This window comes from Nosocomiicoccus massiliensis (assembly GCF_000438455.1).
In the GTDB taxonomy this organism is placed as follows: domain Bacteria; phylum Bacillota; class Bacilli; order Staphylococcales; family Salinicoccaceae; genus Nosocomiicoccus; species Nosocomiicoccus massiliensis.
This window is the reverse complement of sequence record NZ_CAVG010000124.1, coordinates 1-13923: the sequence shown is the minus strand read 5'-3', so window position 1 is coordinate 13923 and position 13923 is coordinate 1. Positions and strand designations below refer to the sequence as shown.

Below are 13923 nucleotides of genomic sequence, written 5' to 3'. Positions count from 1 at the left end.
TAACTAACAGAATCGTGATATTTTTGTTAAATAAAATGGGCAGAAAGAGTATTTTTATCTTTTAAGAGGATAAAGATCCTTCAGAGCCTCCCTTATTTACAAAAAACTGCTAATCTGTTAAATATATCAAGATAATTAACAAAAACCGGATCGCAGCACCGGAATTTGTTAGATAAAAAATTATAATTAACAAAAACAGTAGCGTCGAGGCGAAATATGTTAAATAAATCGGGATATCTAACAAAATCATAAAATTTTTGTTAAATAAAATCCGAATAAAAACACCAATCACCTTTTAAGAGTAAAAACGCACCAAACACGACCGCTATCTCACTATCACCAAAAGAAAAACAACCCCCTGACGCGACACACAGTGGCGTCACATGAATAGTGGGGTCACTTCCATAAAAAAAGTCCAGCACATTGCTGGACATTTTTTATTCTACATTGTTTAAGCGTTTTGCTGCGATGAGTGCGTTGTTTAATACCATTGTGATTGTAAGTGGGCCAACACCGCCGGGTACTGGTGTGATGTAGCTTGCGACTTCTTTTGCAGATTCAAAGTCGACGTCTCCGACGAGTTTTCCGTCGACGACTGTGTTCCCGACGTCGATTACGATTGCGCCTTCTTTAAGGTCTTTTCCGTGAACGAGTCCTGGCTTTCCAACTGCTGACACTACAACGTCATAGTCTTTTAATTTTTCGACCATGTTTTTTGTGCGTGAGTGCATCAGTGTCACTGTTGCGTTTTCGTTTGTTAATAATTTAGAAACTGGTTGCCCGACGATATGTGAGCGTCCAATGACCGCAACTTCTTTTCCTTCGAGTGATCCAGTATGTTTTAATAATTCCATAATTCCAAGTGGTGTACATGGAATGAATGTTTCTTGTTCTGTGTACATACGTCCGATGTTTACTGGACTAAATCCATCAACGTCTTTTTCTGGAGCGATTGCTTCAAGGACTTTGTTTTCATCTACTTGTTTTGGAAGTGGTACTTGAACTAAAATTCCGTGTACGTTATCGTCTTCATTTAAGCGACGTACTGTATCTAATACTTCTTCTTCTGTTGCGTCTTCTTCTAAGTGAATAATACCTGACGACATACCGATTTTTTCTGCGGCTTTATTTTTAGATTTTACATATGATAATGAAGCACCATCGTTACCAACGATAACGACTGTTAAGTTTGGTGTAATTCCTTTTTCTTTTAATGCTTCAACTTGTTCTTGTAAACCTGCACGGTAATCTTTCGCGATTTCGCGACCGTCTAATAATTCTGCTGTCATGAAATATCCCCCTATATTCGTGTTACTGTTATTATTACAAATTTTTTCAAAAAATTCTACTAAACAAAGGTGGATTAAAAACGTGATAATATTTTCAAACTGAAAGCGTTTTTTGTATAATGGAAGTACAATAGGTAACTTAGGAGAATGTAAAATGAATGTAGCAGTTATAGGTAGCGGTGGAAGAGAACATGCGATCGTTAAAATGTTAGCGGACTCGAAAGCTGCAGATAATATCATTGCGATACCTGGTAATGCTGGCATGAATGATATTTGTGAAGTGATGTATAGAGTAGACCCAAATGACTTTGATGCGATTGCAGGTATTTGTATCGAAAGACAAATCGACTGGGTCATTATCGGACCACCAGAACCTCTTGAAAAAGGGTTAGCAGACTTTTTAATTGATGAATATGGTCTGACTGTTTTTGGTCCACGTAAACATGAAGCTCAAATAGAAACGTCAAAAATATTTACGAAGCAATTACTTAATAAATACAATATCCCAACTGCGGATTATAAAATATTTACAAACTACAACGAAGCGAAAAACTATTTAACAGAATCAGAATATCCAATCGTTATTAAACATAATGGACTCGGTGACAACACGAAAGTTGTCGTTGCACAGTCACAAGATGAAGCGTATGAAGCACTCGATTATATCGCTCAATTTAAAGGAGAAGACACACCTAAAATCGAGCCAATTATTATCGAAGAATATTTAGAAGGAGAAGAGTTTTCGTTAATGGTACTCGTCAATGAAGATGTGTTTCATCCGTTTGAAATTATCGCTCAAGACCATAAATCTGCGTATAAGCGTGGAGTCGGCCCGAATACAGACGGTATGGGAGCATATGCTCCGATCACACACCTTGACGATTCAGTACGCCAAGAAGCGATTGATACACTTGTAAAACCTACAGTTGACGCGATGGTTAAAGAGGGGATGAAATACTTCGGCGTCCTATTTTTAGGAGCGATGCATACAAAAGACGGCGTAAAAGTGTTAGAGTATAACGCGCGTTTTGGTGACCCGGAAGCACAAGTGTTAATGAGTATGTTAGAAAACGACTTTTTAAGTATGCTCGAAAAGTTAAAACGTAAAGAATCTTTTGAAATGAAGTGGAAAAAAGGCTTTATGGCAGGTGCTGTACTTGCGACAAAAGACTATCCTTATAAAGAAAACGTCGGACTCGAGTTAGATTTCCCTCAATCTTTAAAAGAGCATATGTATATTAGTGGGCTATCTCAAAAAGAAGATGGCAGTTATATATCAAGTAAAGGACGCGTCCTTATGGTTTGTAACCACGGTAATACAATCGAAGAAGCGTTAAACAAAGTATATAAACACATGAAACAAATCAAATACAATGACGGAGATTTTTACTACCGAGAAGATATCGGTCACCGTGCATTAAATAGCAGTAAAGAGAAAGGCGAGCAGTAGCTCGTCTTTTAATTTGATGATTTACACGTCTCTTTTCTGTATAATATTTAAAGAGGTGAAGTCATGTATAAACGATTTAATGACCACAAAGAGACGATCGCTTGTACGCTACTCGGCGTATTTTTTCTTATACAAGGATTGTTTATATTAATTAACTTTAAAAGTATTACAAACCCACAAGATATTTCCGGGGAAAAGATTAAAAACGTATTTGATTTTATCAATATATTTTTTATAGAGCTTAAAAATATTTTAGGTATTGTGTTTCAGCATTCTATACTGATTACGTTACTGTCAGGCGTTGTCCTCGTCGGACTCGGATTACTCATGTTTAAGTTTGCGAAAGTAATGAATAGAACGACAGCTTACGACCGTCGTTTTATCGTATTCTTTTTTAGCTTAACGTTTGTCATGTTTTTATGGTCGACATTTTTAATGTCACACGTATACGGATGGAGCAGTATTTTATTTTTACTCGCGTTTAGTGTACATATGATTTATAACGTCTTTAATGAGTATTTCGATAAAACATATCGTAAAGCACAATATTTAGTCATTCTATTCTTTTATAGCGTGGCATATTTTGTCACACAAAATAGCGTGTACTCTAATATCGACTCTGGACTTCGTCCAACAGACGTTTTATCGATTAACATGTACTACACGATGACGTGGATACTCGCACTACTCACGCTATCGGTTGGTGTCTTTTTATCTAAATCAGAAAACATTTTAAAACGACCAGTTAAAGATGAAGAACGAGAAATGTCACGCGTTCACGCGAGACGTAAAATTAAGTTAAACGTAGACGTCAACAAATACTTTACGTTTATGCATGCCGTGTACCGTGTGCGTGACAAAGCAATTAACGCTTTTTATAACTTTTTTGAAATCCAGCCGATCCGCTGGCTTAAAGTGAATTACTTTGAACTCGTCTTTGGATTCTTGACTTTAATCGTTATCTTTTTAGAATTTAATAACCGTAACAGCGTCGTCTTTGAAGGGTTATTTAAAATTTCAAATGTGAAATATATGTACGAGTGGTTTAACTTAGCGTTAACGTTTATGCTTGCGGTACTGTACATTTTATTTACAGTGCTTAACACGTTAAAAGATAAAGCATACAACAGACAAATGATTATTATCGTCGCTTTATGGCTAAAAGTAACGACGAGTCTATTTATTACGCTATTTAGAGATGTCGAGTTAAGTATTTTTATATTACCCTTGAATATCTCTCTCGTGTTACTAACAACACCACTTCTTTTAATGAGTATATTTAAAACGTTTAGAGGTGAAAGAAATGATTAAACACGAATATACAGGACGCATCGATTCAGATCGTAAAGAGCGTTTTCACCAAGTCGTTCAGCCGTATACGAATGAAACTGAGACAGACGTTATCGTCGGATTTATGTCTGACGAAGGTGTGAAACGAAATAAAGGAAGAGTCGGTGCGAAAGAAGCACCGAAGAAAATACGTGAAAGAATGTCGTCGATGGCGTACACGAATGACGTTTATGACATAGGTAGTATTGAAGGTACTGAAGACTTAGAAGCGTCTCAACAACAACTTGGGCAAGTTGTATCAAAACTACTTCAAAGCGATAACTTCACTGTCATTTTAGGTGGCGGTCACGAAACAGTTTACGGGCATTACTTAGGCGTAAGGGACGCGTTTAAGGATAAAAAAATCGCCGTTCTAAATTTAGATGCCCACTTTGATCTTAGACAAGAACGTAAAAGTTCCGGCACGATGTTTTATGAAATGCTTTCTGAAGACGACGATATCGATTATTACGTCATCGGAATACAACAACTTGGGAACACATTAACATTGTTTGAAACTGCTGAGAAGTTCGGTGTGAAATACTGGACGATTGACGAAATACGAAAAAACGAATCACTACTTGACACAATTAAGAGTGAACTCGAAAACTATGATCACGTCTTTATGACGCTATGTATGGACAGCATTCAAGAAGGAGTGGCACCTGGAACGAGTGCGCCGTCACCAAACGGATTTACCGCTGAAGAAGTCGTTTCGACAGTGAAACAGTTCGGAACGTTAAATAATTTAACCTCATTCGACGTTTCAGAAGTATCGCCACCACTTGATATCAATGAGCGTACTTCAAGTTTAGCTGCATTCATTGTGTTAACATTACTCACAGAGAAGAATAAATAACATGGAGGAAATTACATGTACGAATTTAGTGAACAATCATTAAATGAAAAAATAGAAATTGCACGTGAACTCGTTAAAAAGAAAGCAATTAAATCTGGAATTGCAGCAGCTTTACCTGTCCCTTTACTCGATTTAGGAACAGACGTTAAATATATGACAGAAATTGAAGATGAAATTAACGAAGTATTCGGCGTGACGAAAGAAGAAATCGAAAATAATGCAGACTCAATAAAAACACGTATTATGATTATGTTTTCAAGTGGAGTCGGTGACGTCGTATCTAAGTTTTCTACAAAAGCAATTTTAAAAGTAATCTCTAAAAAGAATAATAAACCGTCACTTGCAGTTTCAAAAATCGTAACGCATAGTGTGAACGGTGCAGTGAGCTACTTCTTAATGAAAAAACTCGGTGACAACCATATCGATTTTGTCGTACAACAATTAAAAAAATAAAATTTTAAAGTCTCGGATGAATTTTTTTATGAAATCGTGTACAATTAGTTTAATTCAGATGTTTAAACGACTTGTAAAGGAGAGAGATTATGCAACAAAAGACTTTTTCTATTGTCGATGAAACAGGTATTCATGCGAGACCTGCGACAAAACTTGTGCAAACAGCAACGAAGTTTAAAGCAGACATTGACTTAGAATATAACAGTAAAAAAGTAAACTTAAAGTCTATCATGGGCGTCATGTCACTTGGTGTTGGTAAAGGTGCTGAAATTACGATTCACGCAGACGGTGATGATGAAACAGAAGCGCTTGAAGCAATTCAAAACACATTAGTTCATGAAGGTCTGATAGGTGATGAGTAAACTCACAGGTATTACAGTTGAACCAGGTATCGTTAGTGGAAAAGTTGTCGTCGTAAGAGACGTCAACTTTGATATTAACAAGAACGCAGTAGACGCTGCTTCTATTTGGAGAGAGCATCAAAGACTCGATATCGCAATAGAGACATCTAAAAGAGAACTTCGTGTTATTCAAGATAATAGGGAGTTCTCTATTTCTTTAGGTGACGAAGCGATATTAGAAGCACAAATTATGATGCTTGAAGATCCGTACTTTATCGATGATATTCGAGATGTGATTAACAAAGGGAAGACGGCAGAATACGCGGTTAACTTTGTAAAAGAAGCACTGACGGAATCGTTTAACGCAATTGAAGATGCGTATTTACGTGCACGTCGTAATGACGTTATCGACTTAACAGAACGTATTATTGCAAATCTGTTAGATACGCCACGTGTCGACTTTTCACAACTGAATTCTGATACGATTATCGTTGCAAAAGAATTGCCACCGTCTATTACGGCAAGTTTAGATAAAAAGTACATTAAAGGCGTCGTGTTAGAATCCGGAGCAAAACATTCTCACACAGGCTTACTCTTAATGTCAAAAGGGATCCCTGCGTTATTTAACGTCGGTGACGTTTTAAGTTACGCTGAGGATAACCATTATGCGATTTTAAACAGCGCGGACAGTGTCGTTAATTTCTCTCCGACAAAAGAAGAATTAGAAGCAATTTTTCTTATGAAAGAAAAGAATGAACAAATCGAACTGACGAAAGAGACGTATTCAAAAGATCACGTAAAAATCCGTATATCAGCTAACGTTTCTGTTCAGTCATCCGTTGAAGAAGCCATTCAATATAAAGCTGAAGGCGCAGGTTTAATGCGTACAGAATTTATGTATATGAGTCACGATGATTTTCCAAAAGAGACAGATGAAAATAGAGTATATGAATCCGTCGTAAAAGCACTACATGACGTGACGTTTCGATTACTCGACATCGGGGGAGATAAGTTTTTACCTTATCATCCAGAAGAGTTACTCGATGAGGTCAACCCAGCACTCGGTACACGTGGTGTAAGATTTTTAAAGCTACATGAACGTACACTTCGCCAACAAATCCGTGCGATCATTCGTGCGAGTCGATTTGGTACGGTTAAAATTATGGTGCCGATGGTCACGTCCGTCGAAGAGTTTTTATGGATTAAAAACATCTTAAATGAAGAAAAAATTCATTTACGAATGACAGACAAAATCGATCTCGGTGCGATGATTGAAACACCAGCTGCAGCGATTCACGTCGATAGTTTCGCTAAACATGCAGATTTTTTAAGTATTGGAACGAACGATTTAACACAGTTTTTACTTGCGTTTGATCGTACGAGTCCGAACTTTGATTTACTCGCTCAATCGATGCATCCGAGTATTTTTAAAGTCATTCGTAACGTCGTTATGAGTGGGAAAAAATACGATATCCCCGTATCAATATGCGGTGTGCTCGGTCAAAATTTAGAAGCTTTACCGATATTACTTGGACTCGGTATTCGTCATATTAGTATCGATCCAAATAAAATGGTAGAAGTGAAAACTCGAATTTCACAATTAAAAATTAAACAGCTACAAAGACTGCGTCCTTTACTCGGGCAAATTGAAACAGAAGAAGAATTACTGTCTATCGCACGCAAACTCGATAAATCAACCTAAATACATTCGTATTTAGGTTTTTAAATTTTAATTATGAATCTTTTGTGAAAGTCTGAACATGTGTACTATACTAAACATAAGAAGCGTTAATAATAGAGGAGGAAAAGCATGGAAGATGTTTTAATTGGTCGAATATTGACTGGTTTAACGTTAGGTGTACATATTCTGTATGCGACAGTAGGAGTAGGGATTCCGTTACTCATTATGATACTGGAATTTCTAGGCATTAAAAAGAATGATTATCACTACTTAACGATGGCACGCAGAATTGCGATGGGATATACAGTCACTGTTGCCGTGGGTGTAGTTACCGGGACAATTATCGGTCTTCAATTATCATTAATATGGCCACAGTTTATGCAACTTGCCGGTCATATCATTGCGTTACCACTATTCATGGAAACATTTGCGTTTTTCTTTGAAGCGATATTTTTAGGTATTTACTTATATACGTGGGATCGATTTAAAAATCGCTGGCACCACTGGTATTTAACAATTCCAGTCGTACTTGGTGCAGGAATTTCCGCGGTGTTTATTACGATGGTAAATAGCTTTATGAACTCTCCAGCAGGCTTTAAAATAGTTGACGGTGTGTTACAAAATGTCGATCCATTAAAAGCGATGTTTAACCCGTCGATGCCAGAAAGAGTGTTCCACGTACTCGTTACAGCGTACATGACAGCGGCGTTTATTATGGTGACGATCGCAGCGTTTAACTTATTAAAATCTAAATTCGATGAAGATCGTGAGTATCACAAAAAAGGCTTAAAAGTGATGATGGTGATCGGTTTAATTATGGCAGGACTCACAGTACTCGCTGGTGATTTATCTGCAAAGTATTTACACAATCATCAACCAGAAAAACTCGCTGCAATGGAGTGGCACTTTGAAACAGAAAGTAATGCGGATTTAATTTTATTTGGTGTACTCGATGAAGAAAACCAAGAAGTTAAAGGTGCACTCAGAATTCCAAGCGCGTTAAGTATTTTATCGGACTGGAAGCCGAGTACTGAAGTGACAGGGTTAAACGATATCCCTAAAGATGAATGGCCACCGCTTGTCATTCACTATTTCTTTGACGTCATGGTATTCTTTGGAATGTTTGGGCTTGGAGCGAGTCTTTTATACTTTATTTTAAAATGGCTGAAGCCGAACTTAGTCCACAGTAAATTGATGTTGTATATATATGTCTTAACCGGTCCATTATCATTTTTAGCAATTGAAGCGGGTTGGTTTACAGCAGAACTTGGTCGTCAGCCATGGATGGTTCGAGGATATATGCGCGTCAGTGAAGCGATTACTGAAGCGAGTGGTTTAGGGTTAACGTTAATCTTATTCGGTATTTTATACTTCGTATTAGTAACGACGACTATTCTCGTATTAACGCGTATGTTTAAAGATAAATCAGCAAAAGAAAGTCAAATTCAATATTATGGTACTGAAAGTTTAGATGAGACTGGAGGTCGATTCTAATGGATTTCGCAACACTCGGTATTACAGTTCTTTGGACGTTTTTATACGGATACGTCGTCATTGCATCGATTGACTTTGGTGCAGGGTTTTATAACTTTTATGCAAAATTAACGAATCAAGATAATATTATTACGCCGATTATTAATCGTTATTTAAATCCTGTATGGGAAGTAACGAACGTATTCTTCGTATTCTTCTTCGTTGGGATCGTCGGATTTTTCCCAGATACGGCATACTATTTAGGTACGGTGTTACTCATTCCAGCCTCTATATCGTTAATTATGTTAGCGATTCGCGGAAGTTATTATGCATTTAACCAATATTCTAAAGGCACGAATATGGTTTGGACGTTTTTATACGGCGTGACGGGGTTATTTATCCCAGCGTCGCTTTCAGTCGCACTGGTCATATCTGAAGGTGGTTTTATAGAAGAAACTGCTGCAGGACTTGATTTAGACTATGTCGAACTATTTTTTAGCGGATATACGTGGTCCGTCGTATTTTTAGCAGTCATTTCTGTGTTATATATTTCGAGTGGATTTTTACTCTTCTATTCGAATCGTGCAAAAGCAAAGCAAGCCGTGCATTTAACGCGTACATGGTTCTTAACATGGACAATTCCAATGCTAGTCATTTCTCAATTTGTGTTCCTAGAGCTTCGCGCAACGAATAGAGAACACTTTGACAATGCCACACAAAATTACTGGTACTTCTTCTTATGTAGTATCGTATTTATGGCAATTGCTGTGTACTTAGTTTATAAAAAGAAAAATTACGGTATTGCGTTTATTATGGTGATGTTACAGTTTGCGTTCGCATTTTTCGGTTATGGAATTAGTAAATTACCATATATTTTATATCCGTTTATAAAACTCGATGCGGTCGTTAACGACTCGATGGCCATCGCACTCGTCATTGTGTTCGTTTTAGGTTTACTATTACTTATTCCAAGTCTTATAATATTAATGAGATTATTCTTATTCGACAAAGATTACGTACAAGGTAAGGAGTAAGTTATGAAAAAAGAATTTGCGGTAATCGGACTCGGAAGATTCGGTTCGAGTATCGTTAAAGAATTACAAAAGTTAAATGTGAACGTTCTTGCGATTGACAAAGATGAAGCGGTTATTAACGAATATAAGGATCTCGTCACTGAAGCGGTGATCGGTAATACGATGGATGAAAACGTCCTAAAAAGTGTCGGTATTACTAACTTTGACCATGTCATCGTTGCGATTGGTGAGAGTATTCAAGGCAGTATTTTAACGACGCTTATATTAAAAGACCTCGGATGCGAAAAAGTGACGGTTAAAGCTCAAAATGATTATCACGGTAGAGTGTTAGAAAAAATCGGTGCAGATGCTGTGATTCACCCTGAAAGAGATATCGGGCGATTACTTGCACACCGACTCGTATCGACACATACGCTCGATATACTCGAAATTTCAGACAACCATTCAATCGTAGAATTTAAAGCAGTTGAAGCTTTTACAAATCGTACGCTAGATGAGTTAGACTTTAGAAATAAATTTGGAGTATCCGTCTTAGCCATTAAACGACATGAGCACATTATCGTGTCACCAGATTCGCATACACCAATTCTTGAAGACGATATTTTAATATTAATTGCAAGCGATGAAGAACTCTCACACTTTGAAATCGTGATGGGGGACAACTAAAAAATACCCGTTACAATTATGTAACGGGTATTTTCACGTTTTTATTTATCTTCTAACGTCTCGTCATTTACTCTCATGATCATCGGTAAGATCATCGGTTTACGATGTGTTTTTTTGTATAGGTAATTCGATAAGTCTTGAATGATGAGTTGTTTGACATTAAACCATTCGACGTTGTCTTCTTGAAGTAACTCTTCGATAGATTCTTTTAGACGTCTTTCTGCACTACGTATGAGTCTAAATGATTCTCTCATATACACAAATCCGCGAGAAATAATGTCTGGACCTGAAAGTAGTGTCTGTGTTTTAAAGTCGATAGATACGACGACGACTGCTAGTCCTTCTTCTGACAGTTCTTTACGGTCACGGAGAACAATATTTCCGATATCTCCAATTCCGATACCGTCTACAAATATTGTTCCAGCTGGTACTTTACCTGAAACTTCTGCACCGTTTCTATCGATAGATAAGACATCTCCATTTTCCATTAAGAAGATTTTATCTTTATCGACACCTGTGTCGATCCCAAGTTCTTTATGGATTTTTTGCATGCGGTATTCACCGTGAATTGGCATAAAGTACTCTGGACGAATGAGTCTAAGCATTAACTTTTGTTCTTCTTGAGAACCGTGACCAGACGTATGAATGTTTGATAACGGTCCGTGAATCACGTCCGCGCCTGCTTTATACAGCGCGTTAATTGTTTTGTTGACACTCATCGTGTTACCAGGAATCGGTGAACTACTAAATACGACTGTATCATCTGGAATGATTGAAATTTGTCTATGTGTACCGTTTGCGATACGAGATAATGCCGCCATCGGTTCACCTTGAGATCCTGTACAAAGGATCATAATTTGGTGTTTTTCATAACGGTTTATTTCTTTTGCTTCGATGAAAGTGTCGACTGGTGCTTTAATGTAGCCGAGTTCTTGTCCGATTTTAATGTTGTTTTCCATACTTCTACCGAAAACGACAATTTTTCTGTTGAATTTTACAGCAGCATCAATCGCTTGTTGAACTCTATAAATGTTAGATGCAAATGTTGCAAATATGATACGACCAGAACATTGTCTAAAAATATCTTCAACGTTTTGACCGACTTCTTTTTCACTCATCGTAAAATTCGGTACAGTTGCGTTCGTTGAGTCTGAAAGAAGTAAAAGCACGCCTTCTTCACCTAAGTTAGCCATCTTTGTAATGTTTGCTGGTTCTCCAACAGGTGTAAAGTCAAATTTAAAGTCACCCGTATGAACGATGTTACCTTCCGGCGTTCTTACAACGACACCGTATGCTTCAGGTATTGAGTGCGTCGTTAAGTAGAATTCTACTGACATATGTTCAAACTCTAAAACGTCAGATTCCGTAATCGGATTTAACGACGTACGGTGCATTAACTTATGTTCTTCTAGTTTGTTTTGAATAAGCCCAAGTGCAAGCGGGCCAGAGTATATAGGCACTGAAATTTCTTTTAATAAAAATGGAATTCCACCGATATGGTCTTCGTGACCATGTGTGACGACGAGTGCTTTAATTTTATGTTCGTTTTCTTTTAAATACGTATAATCCGGTATGACGTAGTCAACGCCAAGTTCATCGTCACTTGGGAATTTAATCCCCGCGTCAATAATAATAATTTCGTCTTTGTATTCCACACAGTAAGTGTTTTTCCCGATCTCCCCAAGTCCACCTAGGGCGAACACATTTACTTTGGATGTTTGAGTCATTATAGTTTCGTAACCTCAAAGTCTTCGTTATGTTCTTTTTCGTATGTTAAATGATCGGGAGTTAACGCTTCAATATGCTCTAACGTGACTTCTTTGTCACCGAAATACTTTCTTACTTGTTCTAAATTTTCTGCTTCAACGTACATTGATTTTGTTTCTTCACGAATAATACGTTGCGTTTTATGATTTTGATAAAATACTTTAAAGATTTCCATTTCAAATAAACTCCTTAAATGTTTTATAAAAAATAAGATGTGCTCGTTCATGAAAGCACATCTTCAACCGGATAGATATCCTTTTATACTAAGTTGCCAACTGCCATTTCGGCTTTTAGATGTTATTGAACATGTCAATTTGTGCTCATTTTCATAAACACAATTCGTACCTTTATACTTAAGTTTATTCTACCTCATAGACGAATGTGTTGCAAAGACTTTATAATAATAATAAAGGGGGTAAGGCAATGGATGCTTTACAAATTTACGATACGATTCGCCGTGAAATGTCGCGTGAAGATAAACGCGTCGAATTCATTGAATTTAACGTAAGAAGTGACATGTATATTATGAATTTAATTTATGATTATGTGGCTTCTAATACGTACGAACATCACTTTATACCACATGAGGCAGATCCTCTTATTTTAAACGAAGAGACGTACGAACAACTCATCGACATTTTAAACGATAAAGGAATCCGTTACGTCACTAGAAACGACGATTTTATTTAATCTTCAAATGGTACCGCACCGTCATGTGGCTCGTTTGGATTTTCTTGATCGATATGGTCATAGAACATCACGCCGTTTAAGTGGTCCATTTCGTGCTGAAGGACGATCGCGAGTAATCCTTTTGCTTTAATTTCAATTTTATTGCCGTCGATATCTAACGCAGATACTCTAAAACGTTTATAGCGGTGGACGATGCCGTCGATGTCTTCATCGACACTTAAGCATCCTTCGCCGCCAGGAAGGTATGTTTCTTGTACAGAATGACTCACTAATTTCGGGTTAATGAGCATATAATCATACACTGGTTCGTTCATTTCGTCTGTAATGTAAATCGCGATCATACGTTTATCGATATTCACTTGTGGTGCTGCAAGTCCAACGCCTGCTCTTAAATTATATTTTTGAGCGGTTTTTTCATCTTGTGACATTACTAAATACTCACGCATTTCACGTAATTGACGTTTTGTCTCCTCGTCAATTTCAGTGACTTCTTTTACTTTTGTTCTTAATATTGGATGTCCATCTCTAACAATATCATCCATTGTAAGCATAAAATCTCTCCTAAGCTAAAATTCATTTTTTAATTATACATTATATTATAGAAGTATGACAAAAAGAGTTACTGATACGTCCAAAATACTATATAATGAAACAGAAGTACCGTTTAAAAGTCGATATCTTTTAAATGCGTGAATACTTTATGTTATTATTACTGTAAGCATTTTTATGAAAGGTATGGTGAAGAAGTATGGCACCGAAGAAAAAAGGATTCGATCCGGTTGCTCAATTACAAGATATTGAGGCGTCATTTGAACTTTTTCAAATTTTAGATGAGGAAGGTAAAGTCGTAAATAAAAACGATATGCCAGAACTCTCTGATGATGAATTAGT

14 protein-coding genes are annotated in these 13923 nt (G+C 37.0%); 10 read left to right on the top strand and 4 right to left on the bottom strand.

Annotated elements, in window-relative coordinates; genetic code table 11:
• Positions 1 to 437 precede the first annotated feature (437 nt).
• Positions 438 to 1289: a bifunctional methylenetetrahydrofolate dehydrogenase/methenyltetrahydrofolate cyclohydrolase FolD gene (folD, locus tag TJ68_RS06175; RefSeq protein ID WP_040929293.1), complete on the bottom strand. Its 852-nt coding sequence runs from the start codon at positions 1287 to 1289 to the stop codon at positions 438 to 440.
• A 154-nt stretch (positions 1290 to 1443) separates the two neighbouring features.
• Between folD and purD the strand changes: the two genes are divergently transcribed.
• From purD to TJ68_RS06130, 9 genes are all read left to right on the top strand, one after another.
• On the top strand, positions 1444 to 2739 hold the full coding sequence (gene purD, locus TJ68_RS06170) for a phosphoribosylamine--glycine ligase (protein ID WP_040929292.1): 1296 nt from the start codon (positions 1444 to 1446) through the stop codon (positions 2737 to 2739).
• Positions 2740 to 2802: 63 nt separating this feature from the next.
• Entirely contained in the window at positions 2803 to 4050 is a 1248-nt protein-coding gene (gene auxA, locus TJ68_RS06165; RefSeq protein ID WP_052327355.1) for a lipoteichoic acid stability factor AuxA, read from the top strand.
• On the top strand, positions 4043 to 4927 hold the full coding sequence (gene hutG, locus TJ68_RS06160; protein WP_040929291.1) for a formimidoylglutamase: 885 nt from the start codon (positions 4043 to 4045) through the stop codon (positions 4925 to 4927). Before auxA ends, hutG begins: the two co-directional genes overlap by 8 nt.
• A 15-nt stretch (positions 4928 to 4942) precedes the next feature.
• On the top strand, positions 4943 to 5380 hold the full coding sequence (locus tag TJ68_RS06155; RefSeq protein WP_040929290.1) for a hypothetical protein: 438 nt from the start codon (positions 4943 to 4945) through the stop codon (positions 5378 to 5380).
• An 89-nt stretch (positions 5381 to 5469) separates the two neighbouring features.
• A complete protein-coding gene (locus TJ68_RS06150) occupies positions 5470 to 5742 on the top strand; it encodes a phosphocarrier protein HPr (RefSeq protein ID WP_040929289.1) in 273 nt (90 codons plus the stop codon).
• Positions 5735 to 7423, top strand: a complete 1689-nt coding sequence (gene ptsP / locus TJ68_RS06145; RefSeq protein ID WP_040929288.1) for a phosphoenolpyruvate--protein phosphotransferase — start codon at positions 5735 to 5737, stop codon at positions 7421 to 7423. The genes TJ68_RS06150 and ptsP overlap by 8 nt, the downstream gene beginning before the upstream one ends.
• Positions 7424 to 7531: 108 nt before the next feature.
• Positions 7532 to 8896, top strand: coding sequence for a cytochrome ubiquinol oxidase subunit I (locus TJ68_RS06140; RefSeq protein WP_040929287.1), 1365 nt, complete (start codon positions 7532 to 7534; stop codon positions 8894 to 8896).
• Positions 8896 to 9909 (top strand): cytochrome d ubiquinol oxidase subunit II, encoded by a 1014-nt coding sequence (locus TJ68_RS06135; RefSeq protein WP_040929286.1) that lies wholly within the window; start codon positions 8896 to 8898, stop codon positions 9907 to 9909. Before TJ68_RS06140 ends, TJ68_RS06135 begins: the two co-directional genes overlap by 1 nt.
• Before the next feature lie 3 nt (positions 9910 to 9912).
• A complete protein-coding gene (locus TJ68_RS06130; protein ID WP_040929285.1) occupies positions 9913 to 10575 on the top strand; it encodes a potassium channel family protein in 663 nt (220 codons plus the stop codon).
• A 41-nt stretch (positions 10576 to 10616) separates the two neighbouring features.
• On the opposite strand, the gene rnjA is transcribed toward TJ68_RS06130, so the two are convergent.
• Both rnjA and TJ68_RS06120 read right to left on the bottom strand, forming a co-directional pair.
• A complete protein-coding gene (gene rnjA / locus TJ68_RS06125) occupies positions 10617 to 12302 on the bottom strand; it encodes a ribonuclease J1 (RefSeq protein ID WP_040929284.1) in 1686 nt (561 codons plus the stop codon).
• The gene (locus TJ68_RS06120) at positions 12302 to 12517 is read right to left on the bottom strand and encodes an RNA polymerase epsilon subunit (protein ID WP_040929283.1); all 216 of its coding nucleotides are present in this window, start codon (positions 12515 to 12517) and stop codon (positions 12302 to 12304) included. Before TJ68_RS06120 ends, rnjA begins: the two co-directional genes overlap by 1 nt.
• Positions 12518 to 12765: 248 nt before the next feature.
• Between TJ68_RS06120 and TJ68_RS06115 the strand changes: the two genes are divergently transcribed.
• On the top strand, positions 12766 to 13032 hold the full coding sequence (locus TJ68_RS06115; RefSeq protein WP_040929282.1) for a hypothetical protein: 267 nt from the start codon (positions 12766 to 12768) through the stop codon (positions 13030 to 13032).
• On the opposite strand, the gene def is transcribed toward TJ68_RS06115, so the two are convergent.
• Positions 13029 to 13583, bottom strand: coding sequence for a peptide deformylase (gene def, locus TJ68_RS06110; protein WP_040929281.1), 555 nt, complete (start codon positions 13581 to 13583; stop codon positions 13029 to 13031). The two genes, TJ68_RS06115 and def, sit on opposite strands and share 4 nt — an antisense overlap.
• Between the last annotated feature and the right edge of the window lie 340 nt (positions 13584 to 13923).

Bases quoted from the DNA above. Each gene is read 5' to 3' on its own strand.
- TJ68_RS06115 (WP_040929282.1), top strand. From the start codon at position 12,766: ATGGATGCTTTACAAATTTACGATACGATTCGCCGTGAAATGTCGCGT.
- TJ68_RS06155 (WP_040929290.1), top strand. From the start codon at position 4,943: ATGTACGAATTTAGTGAACAATCATTAAATGAAAAAATAGAAATTGCA.
- TJ68_RS06140 (WP_040929287.1), top strand. From the start codon at position 7,532: ATGGAAGATGTTTTAATTGGTCGAATATTGACTGGTTTAACGTTAGGT.
- TJ68_RS06135 (WP_040929286.1), top strand. From the start codon at position 8,896: ATGGATTTCGCAACACTCGGTATTACAGTTCTTTGGACGTTTTTATAC.
- TJ68_RS06130 (WP_040929285.1), top strand. From the start codon at position 9,913: ATGAAAAAAGAATTTGCGGTAATCGGACTCGGAAGATTCGGTTCGAGT.
- auxA (WP_052327355.1), top strand. From the start codon at position 2,803: ATGTATAAACGATTTAATGACCACAAAGAGACGATCGCTTGTACGCTA.
- ptsP (WP_040929288.1), top strand. From the start codon at position 5,735: ATGAGTAAACTCACAGGTATTACAGTTGAACCAGGTATCGTTAGTGGA.
- rnjA (WP_040929284.1), bottom strand. From the start codon at position 12,302: ATGACTCAAACATCCAAAGTAAATGTGTTCGCCCTAGGTGGACTTGGG.
- TJ68_RS06120 (WP_040929283.1), bottom strand. From the start codon at position 12,517: ATGGAAATCTTTAAAGTATTTTATCAAAATCATAAAACGCAACGTATT.
- def (WP_040929281.1), bottom strand. From the start codon at position 13,583: ATGCTTACAATGGATGATATTGTTAGAGATGGACATCCAATATTAAGA.
- hutG (WP_040929291.1), top strand. From the start codon at position 4,043: ATGATTAAACACGAATATACAGGACGCATCGATTCAGATCGTAAAGAG.
- purD (WP_040929292.1), top strand. From the start codon at position 1,444: ATGAATGTAGCAGTTATAGGTAGCGGTGGAAGAGAACATGCGATCGTT.
- folD (WP_040929293.1), bottom strand. From the start codon at position 1,289: ATGACAGCAGAATTATTAGACGGTCGCGAAATCGCGAAAGATTACCGT.
- TJ68_RS06150 (WP_040929289.1), top strand. From the start codon at position 5,470: ATGCAACAAAAGACTTTTTCTATTGTCGATGAAACAGGTATTCATGCG.